Source organism: Streptomyces kanamyceticus (assembly GCF_008704495.1).
Lineage (GTDB): Bacteria > Actinomycetota > Actinomycetes > Streptomycetales > Streptomycetaceae > Streptomyces > Streptomyces kanamyceticus.
Genome location: NZ_CP023699.1, coordinates 5,875,828 through 5,894,700, shown reverse-complemented (window position 1 = coordinate 5,894,700; position 18,873 = coordinate 5,875,828). Strand labels below are relative to the sequence as shown.

The following is an 18,873-nucleotide window of genomic DNA, read 5'->3' as shown; positions in this document are numbered from 1 at the left end:
CGCCTTACCTGATATCAACGGTTTCATTCCATGTGACTGTGATCTTGACGGGCTGTTGTCCCTCGGGGACCCTGCTCTGGAACGCATCGAAGATTTTCTTGAGAACCGGATTCGACTCACCCTTCTTGTAGCCGTTTCCGGTTGGGTTTCGCATGCCCGATTCGCGGTTCATCGTATCGGTGACAGTGAATTGGACATCGGCCGACTTCCGGTTCTTGGCCACCGACGTAACCTTCGTCTGCACAGCGTAGGTCCCCAGCATCGTACTGGTGGCGTTAGCGAACTTTCCGTCGGTCGCCCCCGAGAAGTATCCACCGGTCGCGGCGGCGAATGCGTCCTCGATTATCTGCACGGATTTTTGCCCCTGCGACAGATCCGACATTCGGCGGTCGTACGAGCCCTGGGCGCCTACCGCCGTGTTCTTCAGATCGGTCGAGAGATTCTCACGGACCTCATCGAACCAGCGCTGTTTCTTCAGCTCGGCACCGAACTCGTCCTTGTCCGTGAAGTACCAGTTCAGCGGGGCCAGCCCGTAGAGCCACGCCTCGAAGATGGTGGCGGAATTGACATCCTTGACCGCCACGGCGAGGCCCTTGCGCCAGGTGTTCTTGTTCAGCTGGCATGCCGCGTTGCAGGATGGTGCGGTGCTGCGGGCACCGGCGCTGCTGCCGCCGCCGCGCTTGCCGCTGCCACCGCTGTGACCGCCGCGACCGCCACCGCCATGGCCGTGGCCATGGCCACCGTTCAGCGCTGCAGCAATCTTCTTGGCAGGCTTGATGAACAGGTTGTTCACATAATCCATCGGCATCCAGAACTCACCACTGGGGTCGGAGTACACCAGCGGGCTGTTGTTGCCGTAGGAGTAGCCATTGATCTGCTGTGGCTCCGTCAGATCCATGATCGGGTCGACCGAGAGGAAGCGACCGGTCGTCGAGTCGTACTCACGAGCCCCCAGGTGCGTCAGGCCCGTGGACTTCGAGTCGTCGGTGCCACCGACGAAACCCTTGGTGCCGGGCCAGGACGCGGGGGTCTTGCCGCGGGCTCCGCCGAAGGGCAGAGTGCGGCGCTGGGTCAGCTTCAAATCTCCGGCCTTGATGGCGAGCTGACCGGTTCCCTGGTGGTCGGCCGTGGCGATCCAGACCGTTCCGTCATCCTCCTGGACCGCCTGGTGGCCGCTCCCGAGCGGCGTGTAGCGGGTCGCCTTCGTCTTGTCCGTGCCGGTGGGCAGCACGACTTCAGTGTGGCCCAGGTGGAGCGTGGTCTCAGTCGCGGTTCGGGCAATCAGACGGTTGCCGTCCGTGTCGTAGACATACTCCGTGGTCTTGGGCTTGGAACCCTTGCCCGCCGTGGCGCCGCTCGGTTCCGTGACCTTGGCAAGATGTCCTTCCGCGTCCCAGCTCAAGGTCTGGGTGGAACCGCGCAGGGTACGGGCGGTGGTGTTGCCAGTCAGGTCGTAGCCGTAGGAGTCCTTCGTCTCGGTCTTGCCCGGCTGCTGCGTGGTGACCGAGGCCAGAGTGTGCGGCTGCGGGGAACCAGGATCGGGGTACGTGTATGCGCGCTTGGTGTCCTGCGCCTTGTCTCCAGTGGCTCCGGTGGTGTCGTGCTGGGTCTCGGTGAGGCGGTTGCCCGCCTTGTCGAAGGTGTATGAGTGCCAGTACGGAGCCGGTCCGCCGATCTTCCCGCCGTCCGGAGCCGCGGCACAGGTCTTGCTGCCCTGGGTCCACGCCTCCGTCATGCGCCGCAGGTAGTCGTAGGCGAAGCACTGTGTGTCGGTGCCGGTACGCGAGACGTCCGAGACGGACAGGATGTTGCCCGCCTGGTCGTAGCGATAGGTGTCGTGCTGGTCGACGCCCGGCTGGTCCTCACGGTCGACCCGTGAGGTGGCCAGGCGCTGGGTGCCCCACTCGTAGGAGTTGGTGACCCAGGTCTTCTTGGCGCCTCCACCGCCGCCGAGGGCGAACTGCAGCGGCTTGCCCGTCAGCGAGTACTCGGTGTCGGCCTGCAGGCCGCGGCCCAGGACCTTGACGGGACGCAGGGTCTCCTTCTCGTAGGTGGTGGAGTAGCCACCGCCGGGCAGGGACCCCGCCGCGGAGTAACTGACGCCGCCGACCAGTCCGGCGGTGGTGTAGCTGGTGCCGGTCTCGTAGGTGCCCGCGAGGGCCCCCTCCTTCTCGGGGATCACCACTGCCGTCTTGACCGGACGGTAGAGCTGGTCGTAGGCGGTGACCTTGGAGGTGTAGGCGGCGCCGTCCACGTAGCGGGTGGACTCGGCGAGCTGCCCCTTGGCTTCCGCGATGGTGTCGTAGACCCACGCGGCCCGCAGCCGGCCCGAGGTGGTGTCCTCGCGCAGCTCGGTGCGGCGGCCCAGGTTGTCGTAGACGTTGGCCAGGGTGGTGCCGCGGGCGTCTTCGGTGGACGTCACCTGGCCCCGGTCGTCGTACCTGCTGACCGTGGTGCCCTTGTCGGGGTCGCTGCTCTTGGTCTGGCGCCCCATCTGGTCGTAGGCATAGGTCCAGGTGTTGCCCGCCGGGTCGACTGCCTTGGCCAGCTCGCCGCGAGGCGTGTACGTGTACTTGGTGGTATCGAAGGCCGCGTCTGCACTGCGGCTGTGGTGCTGGCGCAACTCGGTCGTGCGGTCTCGGGCGTCGGTCAGGGTGGTGGTGGCGGTGCCGCCCTCCGGCGGGATGACCGTGGTGCGGTCGCCGCTGTAGGTCGTCGTGGTGGTCGACAGGACCTTGCCGCCGTCGCCGTTGCCCGCGATCTGCTGTTCCTGCACCGCGCGGCCGAGGCCGTCGTAGGTGGTGCGGGTCTGGGACTCCACGCTCAGCGCCTTGTCCGGTGTGAACAGGGAGCGGTTCGGCTTGCCCTCCGTGTAGTACGGCGCGAACGTCTTGGCGACCAGGCCGCGTTCGTCGTAGAAGGTGTCGGTCAGGATGCGGCCACCGTCCGGACCGACCGTCTGGTTCTGGCGCTCCCGCAGGAAGCCGTCGTACAGCATGTACGAGGCGACCTGGCCACCGTTGTTGTTCAACGTCTGGGTACGGACAGTGACCGGCTTGCCCTCGTCCACGAAGTAGCTGAACTCATAGCTCGGCGTCTGGCTGACGCGGCGATTGGCCAGCCATACCTTGCGAGAACGGCCGAGCGCGTCGTAGGAGAACTCGGTGCGCTTGCCGTTGGCGTCCACCGTCGCCTTCGGCTGGCCGCGCAGCGGCTCCACCTCGGTGACCGTGGTCTGCGCCGAGGTGGGATCAGCGGTCCTGGCCCGCGGTGTCGTCTCGGTGACCTTGGTGGCGAAGCCGGTGACCGGAGCGTAGGTCGTGCTCGAGGTGCGGCCGTCCTTGCGGATTGTGCGCACCGGCTCGTTGCCGCCGACCACGGTGACGTTGGCGGTCAGGTCGGTGGCTGTCAGTTTGCGACCGTAGTCGTCGAAGGTCGTTCCGGACTCCAGATAGGTGGCCTTGGTGCCGTCGTGCGTCTTCAGCCTGGCGGTCGACGTGGCGTCGCCCTTGGTCGGGGCGTCCCCGTAGCCTCCGCCGTCGTAGGCGGTGCGTACGTCCGAGACCACCTTCTTGGCGCGATCGGGGTTGTCGGCACACGAGGCCGCGACCGTCTCCATCCGAGAGGGCAGCGTGAGAATGTTCTTGTCGCTGTTGGAGGGGTACGTGGTGCGGGTGCACTGGTTGTCGGCGGCAGTGGCGCTGTCGCCACGGTCGTCGACCTCGGTGACCCGCCCGGCGACGGTGTCGTACGTCGTCGACACCGAGGTGGTGCGCCAGTCCTTGCCCGCGCCATTGTCCAGTGACGTCCATGTCCTGGTGCTCGCGATGCCGGTGAGGTTCGCGGTCACCGTGCCCCAGTCACGGGTCTTCTTGGCCGTCTGGTGATGCCAGGGGCGGTTCACCGCCTTGGCGAGGACCTTGCCACCAGGGCCGGCGTACGTGACGGTCTTGTACTCGAGACCGGCCGCCGCTGGGTCGTCGGTGATCGGGTCACCCTCGCCGTCCCCGAGGCTGATGCTGACGGACTTGGTGCCGCCGGAGATGTCCCTGCGGTCTCCGTCCATGCCGCGTAGGAAGTACGAGTCCGCCTGTGTCTTCATGGCCGAGCCGCCGCCCTGGCCACCGGTCTTGACCCGGACGTGGCCATAACCGCGCCACTGCGACCAGGTCTTGAACTTCCTCTTGGTCAGGCCGTCGTCATCGTCGTAGTGCCAGGCCGCGTCGCCCAGGTACTCGTAGGCGGTGACAGCGTCCGGGGCCCCGCCGGTGCGGTCGGTCGCCACCGTCGAGGTGACGACGTACTTGTTGAACCACTGCCGCTCAGGGTCGTCGTTGCTGTCCCCACCAATGTATTGCGGGAAGCAGCGCGTGGTGTTCGACTGCGGTGTCGGCAAGTTGCCCCAGCCGCAGGCCGGAGCGGAGTAGTTCACGTCCATCTGACCGCCGGATTCATCGGCGACCGTTGACAGACGAGCCTTGATGAACGGCGCGTAACCGTCGCCGGTCTTGTCCAGACGGTTGGGCAGCTGCGTGTAGGCGAAGCTGGTCTTGGGCAACGTCACAGCCGACTCGGTGGTGTGGCCTGTGCGCTGCACGGAGTCGAGCAGGAGCTGGTAGTCGACGTCCGCCTTGCCCCAGCGGTGGCCGAGTGCCCAGGAGTCGACCTTGCTGTAGCTGTCGCCGTTGAGGATCTGCGTGGTGACACCGGTCAGGCGCTTGCGGGTCCAGAACGACGGGGACAGCCGGCCCTTGTCACACTTGGTACCCGCCTTGCAGTTCAGGTCCCAGGGCGTGTCATACCAGTGGAAGGCGTCCTTCTCGATGTCCTTGCAGTTGGTCTTGCCGTCCGCGATGCACCGCTCGGACGTCGCGAAGTCGACCTTCGCCAGCGGCTTTGAGCCGTACATCGAGGACGACTTCAAGCCGTACTCGATGCGCTTGAGCGAACCGCCACGGGTGTAGGAGGTGTCGTCCTCGGCCTTGAGGTTACGGCCGTAGGAGTTCTTCTCCTGGTCGTAGTAGTAGGCCATCGCGTTGCCGTGCGGATCGACGACGTAGTCGAGGTTCCATCGCCAGGCCTGCTGGCACCATGAGTCGGCGAACTTGTCCTTGTGGCACGGATCGCCCGCGTTGTTGCCGAAGACCGGCACCGTCCACGTGGAGTTGGTGGTGGCCTTGCCGTCCTTCCAGCCGGGCAGGCGGTGGTAGCCGAAGTAGTAGCGCACGCCCTTCGGGTCGGTCAGGCGCCAGTACTCGCCGTCGTTGTCACCATTGCCACGGTTGGTCGAGGTCAGCTTCTTGATGCGGCTGCCGTCGTCCTGCCGGAACTTGAACTCGCCGCCGCTGGACGGGACCAGCTCGCCGCCTTTGCCGTTGAACGTGACGAAGGCGTTGTCGTAGCCCCAGCACAGATCGCCGGGCTTGTTGCCGTCCGCGTTCTTCTCGCCGTCATCGGCGCACGGCTTGTAGCGGCGCTCGATGTAGCCGGGAGACAGGTCGAATCCGTCGCCGACCCACGAGGACTGGTTGTTCGTGGTGCCGGTGCGACCGTCGATCGATCCGGACGAGTAGGTCAGGCCCAAGTCCGGCTTGAGGCCACCGGGCACTTCTGGCGCCGGCATGTCGTACGACCAGGAGAAGTCACCGGTACGCGGATCCGTGTCCCAGGTTGCCGACGGCGACAGCGACGTCGCCTTGTAGTCGCTGTTCTCTCCCTTGTCCTCCGCCACCGCGGCGAGGACCGTAGGTGCCGACGCGCGCAGCTTTATCGCAGGCGCCGTCAGGGTCTTCTTCTCCGTGTCGTTGACCGTCTCAACCGACTGGGCGCCACGGCACTGCTCCTCGCCGGGAGTCTTCAAGGCACAGGCCGGGAGCTCGACGAGGGTGAGGCGGGAGGCGTAGCCACCGCCGAACGCCTCGGCGAAGGCAGAGTAGTCGAGCTTCGCCTGGGTCGAGCTGGGCTCGCCGCTCTTCCCCTTCCCAGCCTTCCTCTCGTTCCCTCGTGCCGCTCTTGCGTCCTTGTTCGCTTCGAGCGTGAAGAGCACGCCCCTCACACCGGCTCGCTCAGCCGCCTCGTGCCCCAGCACCTTTGCGGACACCCCTCTTTGGGGTGCCGAGATAGCCGCGGCCGTCTTGGCCTGTGTGCCCAGTCGGCGCGGGGGCGCCGTGGGCTCATCGACGCTCACCACGTCCGCGCCGGCCTCGGGCCACACTGCCCTGGGTTTGCGCACGGGAGTCGTCGGCCCTTGCTCGACCGTGCGGGGCTCTATCTTCATGCCGTCGTGGCCGTCGACCGCCTTCTCGGCCGACGGGAGGGTGGGGCGGTCGCTTCCACTGGCGAATGCCGGTGGAGTCGCCTGGAGCACCGAACCCGCCACCACGGCGGACACGGCGAGGGCGACGCTCCGCCGCAGCCCGAGGGCGCGACGTGGTCTGGATCTGGCGTTCATTTCTGGAATCAATCCCTGGTTGGAGCGCATGCGGGCGCACCGGCGCACGCCGGTCGGCGGCGCCGGACGGAGGACTTCACGCGAAGACGCGATGAACGGAACTTCACGTGACAAGAGGGAGGCTGAGCGCTGTGAGGGGTGGCGTGTCCGTGGGGCCGGACACGCCACCCGTTGGTCACTCGTCCGCGGGGAGCTCGGTCGGCACGTCGAACCACTGGCGGGACAGCCAGTTGACCTGGTCGTCAGTCAGGGCCCCCTGGAAGGCCCACACGTCGTCCACGGCACCGGGCCAGTAGTCACCCCAGGCGCCATCGGTCTTTGCTCGGCCTACTTGCAGGGACTTGGACGCCTTGAAGGACAAGACGTTGTCGCCCTGGGAGAACAGGTCGGTGCAGCCCTCGTCATCACCGCCGCCGTCACCGTCGTCGTCCGAGCAGGCCGCCTCTTGGAGCGCTCCGTTGACGTAGAGGCGGGCCTCCTTGGCGAAGCCGTCGTAGACGAGCGCCAGGTGGTTCCACTCCCGCACGTCGAAGAAGTCGCTGTGCGCGATGCGCCGCACGGTGGGGGCGCCGTCGTCCTTGTCGGGCACGACGACTTCCCAACGTCCAGGCCCATCCGGTGCCTTGGTGTCGGGCACGAAGCGGATCGAGAACGCGCTCTGCTTCGTGCCCTCCGCGCTGACCAGCGCCACCCCGTCCTTGGGCATAGCGGCGGCCTGCGCCCACGCGGTGACGGTGAAGCTCGACCCCGTATCGACGGGCACGGCGGAGGTAGCGGCGTATCCGCTGGTGCCGTTCAGGACGAGACCGCTGTCGCCGAGGTACGCGCCTTCGGCGTGCACGCGGGCGCCGCCGTGCAGGGACATGCCGTTGCCCCAGTCGGAGGCGTCCGGCGCAGTGCCGTCGGTGGCAGTGTCGTCGAACAACCAGCGGCCCTTCACCACGGCGCGTTGCCGGAACAGCTGGCGGGCCTCGTCGGCCGACACGGGTCGGTCGAACAGCCGCACGTCGTCGATCTCGCCGGGGAAGTGGCTCGTGATGTTGCCGCTGTAGGAACTGGCGCCGATGTACATCGACTGGTCTGCGTAAAAGGCTCCGGCCAACTTGGTAGAGCCAGCCTTGCTGCCGTTGACGTACAGAGTCAGGGTGTTGGCGACGGTGTCGTGGACGCCCGTCAGGTGCGCCCACTCGCCGGTGCGGGCGCTGGTACCGTCCGGCTGCATGGCGCGGATGGGCTTGGCGTCGGCGGCGTCGGACGAGTACTGGTTGAATGCCCATCGGCCGTAGGCGGACGAGTAGTACAGCTCGAAGCCGGGGCGTTCCTTGCCCGCCTGGGCGGTGATGACCGCCGCACCGTCAGGTTTCCTGTCGAGCTTGGCCCAGGCCGAGATGGTGAAGCTGCGTGAGGTGTTCACGTGCGGGCCGCTGGTCCTGCCGATGCGTGCGTAGCCGTCGGTGCCGTTGAACTTCGTGGCCTTGCCTGCCACTCCGGCCCGGCCTGTCGTGACACCGCCGTGGTAGACGGCGGGCAGCACATCGCCGTGGCCCTGTACCTCGGTCGCGTCGGCCTTCTCGTCCAGGGCGAAGAGCGCCATCGCGGGGCGCCCGGGGTCGCCGATACGCTCGTGCCGTTTCAGCTTGTCCACCTCGTCGGCTGCGATGCGCTTGTCGAAGATCTGGACGTCGTCGATCGCACCGGGGAAGTACGAGCCGGGCTTGCCATCGTACGAACTCGCGCCGATCATCAGGCCGCGCCGGGCGTTCCATGCCTTTGGCAGTGGGGCCTCGCCCGCCAGTTTGTTGTCGATGTAGAGGCGGATCTTCCTGTCGATGCTGTCGTAGGAGCCCACCAAGTGGGTCCACTCGCCGACCTCGACCCCACCGGGCTTGTCGGCCATGGCACGGGTCGCCTGAGCATCAGTGGAGTCGACCGCGTACTGGTTGAACACCCAACGGTCGTGGTACGCGGAGTAGTACAGCTCGAAGCCGGATCGGTGGTTGCCCGGCTGGGCGGCGATGACAGCCGCGCCTTCGGGCTTCTTGTCCAGCTTCGCCCAGGCGGAGACGGTGAATCCGCGGTCGGTGTCGACGACCGGGACGTCGGTGGCCGCGTACCCGCTGGAGCCGTCGAGCTGCAGTGCCTGGCCTCGGACGCCCTGTGCGCCGGGGGTCGCCCCGCCGTGCAGGGTCGCCACACGGGCCGGGGTAGACCCCTTGGCCTCCTTGGCGGTCCTCCCTTCGTCCAACTTCCAGGTGGCCCGCTCGGGTTGACCAGCCTTCACCCGGAACTCGTAGAGCCGGATCTCGGAGCCGTTGCCCGCCTTGTCGAAGGCCTGGGCCGTGACGAAGTTCAGGCCCGGCTTGCCCGGCAGCACCTTCACGTCCCTGGTGGCGCCGCCGGAGGTGGAGATCTCGTTCTTCGCGCTGGGATCGGTGTTGATGCCGTAGCGGTAGCGATCGACGTCCTTGGAAGCCGACTTGAGCGCGAACGTGCCGTACTGGCCGACGCCGTCGAACCACGGGTCGTCCGGGCTCTCAGGGTCAGAAGCCGGGTACTCGCCCGAGGTCAACGAGGGCGCCCTCGGCACGCTGGTGTCGTACACGAAGTAGCAGCCGGTCGGGTCACCCGCGTGCGACCACGGCGAGTACTGGGCCCCGTCGTACGAGCGCACGTACCAGTGCACGGTCTTGTTGGCCGGGATGGACTTCGGCAGGCTGACGGAGAACCTCGAACCGGACTTCTTTGCCGACGTACGTGCCGGGTTCCAGCGCGCGATCAGGCCCTTGCCGTCCCCGGCGTCCCACTTGGCCTGGAACTGCACCGACACACTGTCCTTGTCGGGGTCAGTGACGTCCTTGACCTTGATCTTGCCGAGGGTGCGCACCCTCGCCGCCTTGTCGGAGCGCTTGCAGACACCGCCGTACTCCATGCTGAGCTGCGACATCTTCACCTGTGGCGGCGGGCGGTTGTACTTCACGCGCAGGAACGCCTTGTCGGAGAAGCGCTTCCAGCCGTATTTGTCCGATTCGCTGCCGGCCTGCATACCGAAGGTCATCGTCGAGTCGCGCTTGCTCGCCGCGGACTGGACGGCCGACTTCACGTCGAATTCCGCATCCTTGGACGCACAGCCGTTGAAGCCGTGCGCGAAGGACTCCGCCTTCAGCTTCTTCTTCCAGAAGCCGGACGCGTTCTGTGAGTTCCACGTCGTCGAGGACGAGATGTCCTTGGTCTGCCACAGCTCCACGCTGCGCGCGCCACAGGACGCGGACCAAGTGTTGCGCACCACGAACTCGGCGGACAGGATCGACTTGCCCGCGAACTTGGACACCGGGATGCGGTAGAAGAGCCGCTTGGTGTCGTGCGGCTTGCAGTAGCTCCAGTTGCAGTAGCCCAGGCCCGCGGTGTGCTCGCCGTTGAACTTCCACTGAGGGGAACCCGCCCAGTACTTCGACGCCATCGTCCACGCCGAGGCCCTCGGCGAGTACCACTGCGGGTCGATGAACACCGGGTACGTGGTGTCGTTGCCCTTGAGGACATCGGCGTCCGGGGTCAGCACCAACTCCTTGCCACTGTCGGGGATCTCCACCCCGACCTGCGCCAGCTTGCCGGACTCACCGACCGCGCGCTCCCCTCCCGGGCGCGGTCCGTCCTCGCTGGCCAAGGCCGCAGCGAACCGCGCCTGCGCCTCGGGCTGCTGCGCGCCGTCCTCGCTGGCGCTCGAGTCCCACATCATCGGCGTCGGCGCCTCGAACACCGGGCTCTTGGTGCCCTTGTCAAGTGCTTCCAGGCTGCCCGCCGCGGCCTCACGCACATCCATGCCATCCGCGTTCAACTTCAGCCGCAGCTCAGCGAGTTTCGAACTGCGCGCAGCCTTGGCCGACTTGACCACGAGAAGCTGCGTGAAGCCGTCCTCCTGCGCCCCCATGCGCAGGTCGACGTCCGGCAGGACATCGGCGTACGTGGCCGTGTCCCCCTCAAGCTGTGGCTCGGGCAACCTGCCCGGCCAGGACAGCTCCAGATGACGGCCCGCCTTGGTCATCCGCACCAGCGGGGCGCCCCCACCACCGGAGAAAGCAAGGCGCACCACCGTCGCCTTCGGGGAGACCATTCCGTCCGACGCCTTGACCAAATCGGTGTCGACCGGCGTCCAACCTTCGCTGCCCGCGCGAACCCGGACCGGACGCAGATACTCCCGCGCCTCCAAGTTCCCGTCGGCGGCGGCATAGACGTCGCTGGACTCACCGCGCAGCGATGTCACCTCGACCGGCTCGCCGGTCCGCCTGGCCGCTGCCAGGGCGGCATCCGCGTTCAACCGGTCCTTGCCGTCGGCTTTCTGAGCCGACGCCGCCGCCCCGCCCCGATCCGGCGGAACGGGCCCCGAGACCGCGGCGGCCGGTGTCAGACCGGCCACCACCCCCAGACCCACCAATCCCGCCAGGGCCCCTGCCGCACCGCGCGATGGCGCGAACCCCCACATATTTCACCCCAGCTGCAAAAAAACATGAACTTTCCCTTAAAACGGGAACCAGCCCAGGACTGTATGCAGTCGCCACATAGAGCCAGAGACGGGACATGCGAGCAAATAGAACATATCGCCCCATCTTCGACACATAGTTGATCATGCCGTTCGCTCAAGGTGACCAAATCGGAAACAAAAGGGATGTTTACATCCCGTAGGACCTGTCGCACAGCGGGTGAGCGAAGGGGCGAGCACCCTGAGGCCGAGCGCTTTCAGTCGTCGTTCGGCTGTCGGCGCACTTGCACACCACGGGGCGCTCAGAGGCGCGAGCGAATCATCGAGTCCACGGCAGGCCGCCTAGAGGGTGGCGGAACGTCGAGACGGCCAAGACGGGACCGAGTAGCGAGGGACGCGAAAAACGGCCGACGGCGCGGCTACCCATGCCGCACTGTGTTCTGTGCCTGCGAAGGAAGTCAGGGCGAGACAGTCGAGGCCCCTCAAGCAGTCCGCCGACGAACACGGCCGGGAAACGCCGCCAGTGCCCCGCCGCGGGCACCAGCCCCGTCACCTGCCCCCTGGGCCCAGGAACGCAACACTGCCAACGCCCGAAGCCGCCGCCACCAGGGCCGACCACACCACCCCGTGCGAAACCCGCACACCATCGACCTCGGCGCCCCCGCGCCCACCCGACCGTGCGCCCACCAGACCTGCCCGCGCACCGGCGCCCGTCCATCTGCCAGCCGTCCACGATCACCGTGCCGGCCGGCACCATGCCCAAGCTCCGCCAAGACTTTCCCTAGGGCAGGACCGCCCGGCAACGCGCCTTCCGCAGCCTGCACAGTCACGTCGAAGGACTCAACGGCCGCGTCGCCCCGGCACTCATGGCCGCAGTGCAGCTGATGGTCGAGAACCTCAGGACCATCGAGTCGTTCCTGCGCACCAGACGACTGTGGAGGACTGAGCGCTACACGATCGCCTTAGTCCCCCGAGACCCCTACGAGCCGGATGCGACCGGAAGGGATCGGAGCGGCGTCAACACGCCCGCACGCCCCGCCCAAAACATAGATCCCCAGCGGTAACGGCCGAAGCCATACCGACGCGCCGTGGGACACCAGCACTCCGGCCCTGCGGCCACTTCGGCATGCCCGCGTACCCATCGCACGCTCCACTCGACGCGTCCACGACGCCACCGCGAGCTTCCCGGAGCGCCAGTCCTGCCGAACCAAGCCTCAGAAACACGAGATCCCGCCCAACTCGATGAGTTGGGCGGGATCTCGTGATCCATTCCCGACCTAAGTCGTGAACAGGTTGTGCAGTGGACCTGTGGGGATTTGAACCCCAGACCCCCTCGATGCGAACGAGGTGCGCTACCAGACTGCGCCACAGGCCCTTGCAACGAGTGAAACTCTAGCATCCCGATCGGGGTGCTCGGAAATCCGCTCCTCGCTGGTCAGCCAGGGGGATCTCACGATGGCTCACTCGTTCGCCGCGCGCGGCCGCTCGCCGTCCTCGTACTGATCGAAGAGCGGCGTACGACCCCGCTCGCGGGCCCGCCGCGCGGAAGCCGCACGCCGGGCATCACTGCGCCCGCCGCCGTCGGCACCATCGGCGCCGTCGATGTCGTCGGCACCGTCAGCGTCCGCGTTCCCGCTTCCCGCCGAACCGTCCCGCTGGTTCTCGTAGGACTCCCCGGCGTCCGCCGTCGGCTCCGCCGTGCTCGACCGGGCCGAGCTCCACGCGTCGGGGGCGCCCAGGTCGACGCTGCCGGTGGCGCGCGGGGCGACCGGCGCGGTCACGTACGTCGGCAGCGGTACCGGCACCGGGTCCCAGCTGTCGCCGCGTCCCGGACCGCGCTGGCGCTCGCGCTGCTGGTCGACCCACTCCGCGTGGTCGGTCTGCTCCACCAGGGCCCTGCGGTCGGCGGCGAGTGCGGAGAGCCCGGTCTCCGTCTCCGGCGCCGGTCCCTCCGCCGACTCGTCGGCAGTCGGCTCCGCGCCCGCGCCCGGGGGACGGCGGCGCGGCTGGCGTTCCCGCAGCCGCTGCGCCGCGACCTCGGCCCTGCGCCGATCCATCGTGTAGACGAAGCGCCGCCGTTCCTGGCCGCGCAGATAGACGATGTACGCGCTCAGGAGCAGGGCGGGCGCCGCGGGCGCCCACAGGAACGCGAGCCCGCCGACCGCGGCGACGACCGCGCCGACCGTGAAGGCGATGAAGAGCAGGACCGTGGTGCGCCGCCGTCGGGCGAGCACCTTCGTACGCCGTGCCCGCGCGGCCGCCTCCGCGGACGCGGCGCGCTGTGCGCGCGACGCGTTGGACCGCGGGGCGAGTTCCCGTTCGGCGCCGGATGCGGGTTCGTGCTCGGCGCCGGGTCCAGGTCCAGGTCCAGGTCCGGGGCGCGCCTTCTGACGGGCCGGAGGCTCCGCCTGACGGGCCGGAGACTCCGCGTGCCGGGCCGGGGACTCCGCGTGCCGGGCCGCGTGCTCGGCCTGCTCCGCCCGCTCACCCCGCTCACGCCGTTCCGCCCTGGAGTCCCGCTCCCCCCGGCCGCCGCCCGGAGGCGCGACGAAGGCCCGGACGTCCACCGAGTCGGTGACATCGTCCGGTTCGCCGCGCTGTTCGCCCTCTTCGGGCGAGCGCGCTTGCAGGTCCTTGGCGTATCGGCGCTCCATGCCCGCCCGTCCGGACAGCAGCCGGATGGCGGTGCTGAAGCGTTCCGTCGGACGGGCTTCGTTCAGCTCGTCCTGCCTACGGAGCCACATCGGCACCAAGTAGGCGGCCCAGGCCCCGACGATGACTGCGTAGATGAGGCCGCTGCTGCTCACGCTCACACGGTAGAGGGGTTTGCGTGAGGCCATCTGCCAATTCGGCCGGTGTGTCGCACGATCTGGCTGATATCTCGAACTTTTTTTGTGACTGATGCGATCAACAGGCTGCCGTCACCGTGAAATTAATGCCTGAGACAAGCCTCATACGAGCCTCAGACGGTCGATCGCCGATTATTTTCGAACACTTATTTCATTTCCGTGGGTCGGGAACCGGACTAGGCCGTGTTCCGAGGTCGCGCCTGGTGCCAGCGGCGCAACAACCCTTCCGGTACCTCTTCGGCCGTCAGCGCGAAGACGAGATGATCGCGCCAGGCTCCGTCGATGTGCAGATACCGCGGCCGCAGCCCCTCCTCGCGGAATCCGAGTTTCTCCACGACCCGGCGGCTGGGCGTGTTCTCCGGGCGAATACAGACCTCGATACGGTGCAGCCCGACCGAGCGGAAGCAGTGGTCCACGGCGAGCGCGACGGCGGTCGGCATCACACCGCGGCCCGCGACGGACTCGTCGACCCAGTAGCCGACGTGCCCCGAGCACATCGATCCCCAGGTGATCCCCGCGACCGTCAACTGCCCGACGAGGCGGCCCTGGTACTCGATGACGAAGGGCAGCATCCGCCCCGCGTTGGCCTCGGCGCGCAGGTGTCTGACCATCTGCCGGTAGGTGGGCCTGTGCACGATCGGGCCGCTCGGCGTGGGCGGCGGAATCGTGGCCTCCCAGGGGCGCAGCCAGTCGCGGTTGCGCCGGTTGACCTCGCGCCAGGGCCGCTGGTCGCGCATCTTTATGGGGCGGAGGGCGATGTCTCCGTCCCTCAGCTCCACGGGCCAGGAAGGGCTGTTCAGCTCGCACCTCCCGCGGGTCTGGGATGGTCGCCGCCGCGCAGCTGGTCCACGGCGTGTGTGAGCAGCGGCTCCAGGACGGCGATTCCGTCGCGTACGCCGCCGGTGGAGCCCGGCAGGTTCACGATGAGCGTGCGGCCCGCGACTCCGGCGAGGCCCCGGGAGAGTACGGCCGTGGGCACCTTGTCCCTGCCGTACGCGCGGATCGCCTCCGCGATGCCGGGCACCTCGTGGTCGATGACGCGGCGGGTGACGTCGGGGGTGCGGTCGGTGGGCGAGATGCCGGTGCCGCCGGTGGTCAGGATGACGTCGTATCCGGCCGCGACACCCGCCCGCAGGGCCTGCTCGACGGGGTCGCCGTCGGGCACGACCTGAGGGCCGTCCACGGCGAAGCCGAGCGCGGTCAGGCCATCGGCGAGCAGGGGGCCGCCGCGGTCGGCGTAGATCCCGGCCGCCGCGCGGTTCGAGGCCGTCACGACGAGCGCGCTGTACGACGCGGCCGGCGCGCCGCCCGGCGATGTGTCCGGGGCCTGCGATGCGTCAGGGGCCAGCGGCGTGTCCAGGGCCTGCGGCATGTCCCGGATCTGCGGCGAATCCGGCCGCGACGCGGCGGCCGCCCCGTGCCCGTCGCCCGCTCCCGTGCCCGCGCCCGATCCCACGTTCCCGGCCCTCACGCCTCTGCTCCCGCACGTCCCTCGCGGTTCCACGTACCGGACTTCCCGCCGGTCTTCTCCTCCACGCGCACGTCCGTGATGACCGCCCCCTTGTCGACGGCCTTCACCATGTCGATCACGGTGAGGGCGGCGACGCTCACCGCGGTGAGGGCCTCCATCTCGACGCCCGTACGGTCGGTCGTCTTCACGGTGGCGAGGATCTCGACGGCGTCGTCCGCTACGGAGAGGTCGAGTTTCACTCCGGAGACCGCCAGTGGGTGGCAGAGCGGGATCAGGTCGGGCGTGCGTTTGGCGCCCATGATGCCCGCGATGCGTGCGGTGGCGAGGGCATCGCCCTTGGGGACGCCCTCACCGCGCAGCAGCTCGATCACGCGGGGCGAGACCAGGACGCGGCCGCTGGCGCGCGCGGTGCGCGCGGTCACGTCCTTCTCGGACACGTCGACCATGCGGGCGGCACCCGCCTCGTCGATGTGCGTCAGTCGCTGCTGCTCAGGGGCTCCGGGGGTGTCCCCCCGGGAAATCGCGGTCATGTGCTGTGGCGCTCCCGGTCCGGGCCCCGCGCGGTGCGGCGCGCGGGCCTGTTGTGCGCGACACGGTACCGCGCGGGCGGCCTTCTCAGCCGAGCAGGACCACCTCGACGTCGGTGCCGGGCTCCACCGATGTGGTGGCCTCGGGGACGACGATCAGCGCGTCCGCGTGCGCGAGCGCGGCGATCAGATGCGAACCGGAACCGCCCACGGGCGTCACTTCACCGGCCTCCGCGTCGTACTTCCCGCGCAGGAACTGTCGGCGTCCCTCGGGAGAGCCGAGCGCCTTGTCCGCGACCAGCTCCGCGCGCGTGGTGGGCCTGTGCACCTCCGGGAGGCCCATCAGGGCGCGGATCGCGGGGCGCACGAAGATCTCGAAGGAGACGTACGACGACACGGGGTTGCCCGGCAGCGCGAGGAGCGGCGTGTGGTCGGGGCCGATCGAGCCGAAGCCCTGCGGCTTGCCCGGCTGCATGGCGAGCTTGCGGAACTCCACGCCGCTGCCCGCCCCGATGCCCTCCTCGTCGTCGGGGTCGCCGATGGCGGACAGGGCCTCCTTGACGACGTCGTACGCGCCGACGCTCACGCCGCCCGTGGTGACGATGAGGTCGGCGCGGATCAGCTGGTCCTCGATGGTGGAGCGCAGCGTCTCCGCGTCGTCGGCCACCGCGCCGACCCGGTAGGCGATGGCTCCGGCGTCCCTGGCGGCCGCCGTGAGGGCGAAGCTGTTGGAGTCGTAGATCTGCCCCTCGGCCAACTCCTCGCCCGGCTGGATCAGTTCGCTGCCGGTGGACATGACGACCACGCGCGGGCGCGGGCGCACCTTCACCGTGCCGCGGCCGATCGCGGCGAGCAGGGCGATCTGCGGCGCACCGAGCACCGTGCCCGCGGTCAGGGCGCGGTCGCCCGCCTGGACGTCGCTGCCACGCGCGCGTACGTGCGCGCGTGCCTCGGCGGGGCGGTGCACACGGACCTCGCCCGACGCGCCCTCGGGGGCCGCGCTGTGGGCGCGCATGCCGGAGACGGGGCCCTCGCCGAGGCCTCCGTCGGTCCACTCCACGGGGACGACGGCCTCGGCGCCGGGCGGCAGCGGGGCACCGGTCATGATGCGCGCGGCCTGCCCCGCGCCGACGGTGGGTCCGGCGCCCGCGCCCGCGGCCACGTCGCCGATGACGGTCAGGACGGCGGGGAACTCCTCGCTCGCGCCCGCGACATCGGCGACGCGCACCGCGTACCCGTCCATGGAGCTGTTGTCGAAGGGCGGCAGCGAGACGGGCACCGTGACGTCCTCGACGAGCACGCAGCCCTGGGCGTCGAGGAGTTGGAGCTCGATGGGTTCCAGCGGGCGGACCGTGCCGAGGATGTCGTCCACGTGCTCGTCCACCGACCAGAGGTGGTTCTGGCCGGTGACCGGTGTCGTCGTGCTGCTGCTCAAAGTGCTACATCTCCTCGGTGACGTAACTGCGAAGCCAGGCCTGGAAGTCCGGGCCCAGATCTTCACGTTCGCACGCGAGTCTGACAATGGCACGCAGATAGTCGCCGCGGTCCCCGGTGTCATAGCGGCGGCCCTTGAAGACGACGCCGTGCACCGGGCCGCCGACCTTCTCGTCCGCGGCGAGCTGCTGGAGGGCGTCGGTGAGCTGGATCTCGCCGCCGCGGCCCGGCTCGGTCTTGCGCAGCACGTCGAAGACGTTCGGGTCCAGGACGTAGCGGCCGATGATCGCGTAGTTCGACGGGGCGTCCGCGGGGTCCGGCTTCTCGACCAGGTCGGTGACCTTGACGACGTCGTCGCCGTCGGCGGTGGCCTCGACGGCCGCGCAGCCGTAGAGGTGGATCTGCTGCGGGTCCACCTCCATGAGCGCGATGACGCTGCCGCCGTGCCGCGCCTGGATCTCGACCATGCGGGCGAGCAGCGGGTCGCGCGGGTCGATGAGGTCGTCGCCGAGGAGGACGGCGAACGGCTCGTGGCCCACGTGCGGAGCGGCGCACAGGACGGCGTGACCGAGCCCCTTGGGGTCGCCCTGACGTACGTAGTGCATGGTCGCCAGGTCGCTGGGCTCCTGGACCTTGGCGAGGCGGGCCTCGTCGCCCTTCTTCAGGAGGGCGGACTCCAGCTCGTAGTTGCGGTCGAAGTGGTCCTCCAGGGGGCGCTTGTTGCGGCCCGTGATCATGAGGACATCGTCGAGACCGGCGGAGACGGCCTCCTCGACCACGTACTGGATCGCCGGCTTGTCGACGACCGGCAGCATTTCCTTGGGAGTCGCCTTCGTGGCGGGCAGGAAGCGCGTGCCGAGGCCGGCGGCGGGGATGACCGCCTTGGTGATCCTGGGGTGCGGGGGGTGAGACTCAGTCATGGCGACCACCATATCCGGTACGTATGCGCGGAATCTGTGGGTCCAGATAATTGATTGTGATATGCGAGCACACGGAAGGATTTGTGATTGCCGATGAGCGGAACCGACCCCGGCGGGCAGCCAACCAAGCGGACGTTGCGGCGGGACTTCCTCGCGGTGAGGAGCCGGTTTACTCAGGATGACGTGGAAAAGGCCGCTTCGGTTCTCGCCGGGCGCGCACTGGAACTCCCCGAACTGGCCGCGGCACGCACGGTAGCGGCCTACGTCTCCGTGGGCGGCGAGCCCGGCACGCGCGCCCTCCTCGACGCCCTCCACGCGCGCGGGACACGGGTTCTGCTGCCCGTACTACTCGCCGACAACGACCTGGACTGGGGCGTGTACGACGGAGCGGGCGCACTCGCCCGCGTGCAACACCAGGGAAAGATCGAGCTGTTGGAGCCCTCCGGGGAGCGGCTCGGCCCCGACGCCGTCCTGACGGCCGACGCCGTGCTGCTTCCGGGGCTCGCCGTGGACGAGCGCGGGATGCGGCTCGGGCGGGGCGGCGGATCGTACGACCGGGTCCTGGCCCGCCTGGAGCGCGCGGCCGCCGATCCCGCGCTCGTGGTGCTTCTGTACGACTCCGAAGTGGTCGCGCACGTCCCGGTGGAGGCACACGACCGAGCGGTGCACGCCGTCGTGACGCCGTCGGGCGCGCGCCGCTTCCGCTGAGCCCTCCGCCGAGCCCCCTCCGATGCTGAAAGGGCCCTC

9 protein-coding genes and 1 tRNA gene are annotated in these 18,873 nt (G+C 68.7%); 1 reads left to right on the top strand and 9 read right to left on the bottom strand.

Annotation, left to right across the window (positions count from 1 at the left end):
- Positions 1-4: 4 nt before the first annotated feature.
- From CP970_RS25330 to galU, 9 genes are all read right to left on the bottom strand, one after another.
- Complete coding sequence (locus CP970_RS25330) at positions 5-6,451, bottom strand: RHS repeat-associated core domain-containing protein (protein WP_079043579.1); 6,447 nt, start codon at positions 6,449-6,451, stop codon at positions 5-7.
- 175 nt (positions 6,452-6,626) lie between these two features.
- Positions 6,627-10,928 carry a LamG-like jellyroll fold domain-containing protein gene (locus tag CP970_RS25325; protein ID WP_079043578.1) on the bottom strand — a complete coding sequence of 1,434 codons (4,302 nt, stop codon included), beginning with the start codon at positions 10,926-10,928 and terminating at the stop codon, positions 6,627-6,629.
- A 1,298-nt stretch (positions 10,929-12,226) separates the two neighbouring features.
- A tRNA-Ala gene (locus tag CP970_RS25320) sits at positions 12,227-12,300 on the bottom strand.
- Positions 12,301-12,385: 85 nt separating this feature from the next.
- A complete protein-coding gene (gene sepX, locus CP970_RS25315; RefSeq protein ID WP_055548558.1) occupies positions 12,386-13,732 on the bottom strand; it encodes a divisome protein SepX/GlpR in 1,347 nt (448 codons plus the stop codon).
- A 218-nt stretch (positions 13,733-13,950) separates the two neighbouring features.
- Positions 13,951-14,553, bottom strand: a complete 603-nt coding sequence (locus CP970_RS25310) for a GNAT family N-acetyltransferase (protein WP_263406799.1) — start codon at positions 14,551-14,553, stop codon at positions 13,951-13,953.
- A gap of 17 nt (positions 14,554-14,570) precedes the next feature.
- Entirely contained in the window at positions 14,571-15,146 is a 576-nt protein-coding gene (locus CP970_RS25305) for a MogA/MoaB family molybdenum cofactor biosynthesis protein (protein WP_079043580.1), read from the bottom strand.
- Between the two features lie 95 nt (positions 15,147-15,241).
- Positions 15,242-15,775, bottom strand: a complete 534-nt coding sequence (gene moaC / locus CP970_RS25300) for a cyclic pyranopterin monophosphate synthase MoaC (RefSeq protein ID WP_055548531.1) — start codon at positions 15,773-15,775, stop codon at positions 15,242-15,244.
- An 85-nt stretch (positions 15,776-15,860) separates the two neighbouring features.
- Entirely contained in the window at positions 15,861-17,207 is a 1,347-nt protein-coding gene (gene glp / locus CP970_RS25295; RefSeq protein WP_055548529.1) for a molybdotransferase-like divisome protein Glp, read from the bottom strand.
- A gap of 4 nt (positions 17,208-17,211) precedes the next feature.
- Positions 17,212-18,126: a UTP--glucose-1-phosphate uridylyltransferase GalU gene (gene galU, locus CP970_RS25290; protein WP_055548551.1), complete on the bottom strand. Its 915-nt coding sequence runs from the start codon at positions 18,124-18,126 to the stop codon at positions 17,212-17,214.
- A 93-nt stretch (positions 18,127-18,219) separates the two neighbouring features.
- Here galU and CP970_RS25285 point away from each other — a divergent pair, with 93 nt between their 5' ends.
- Positions 18,220-18,834 carry a 5-formyltetrahydrofolate cyclo-ligase gene (locus CP970_RS25285; protein WP_063806109.1) on the top strand — a complete coding sequence of 205 codons (615 nt, stop codon included), beginning with the start codon at positions 18,220-18,222 and terminating at the stop codon, positions 18,832-18,834.
- The last annotated feature ends 39 nt before the right edge of the window (positions 18,835-18,873 follow it).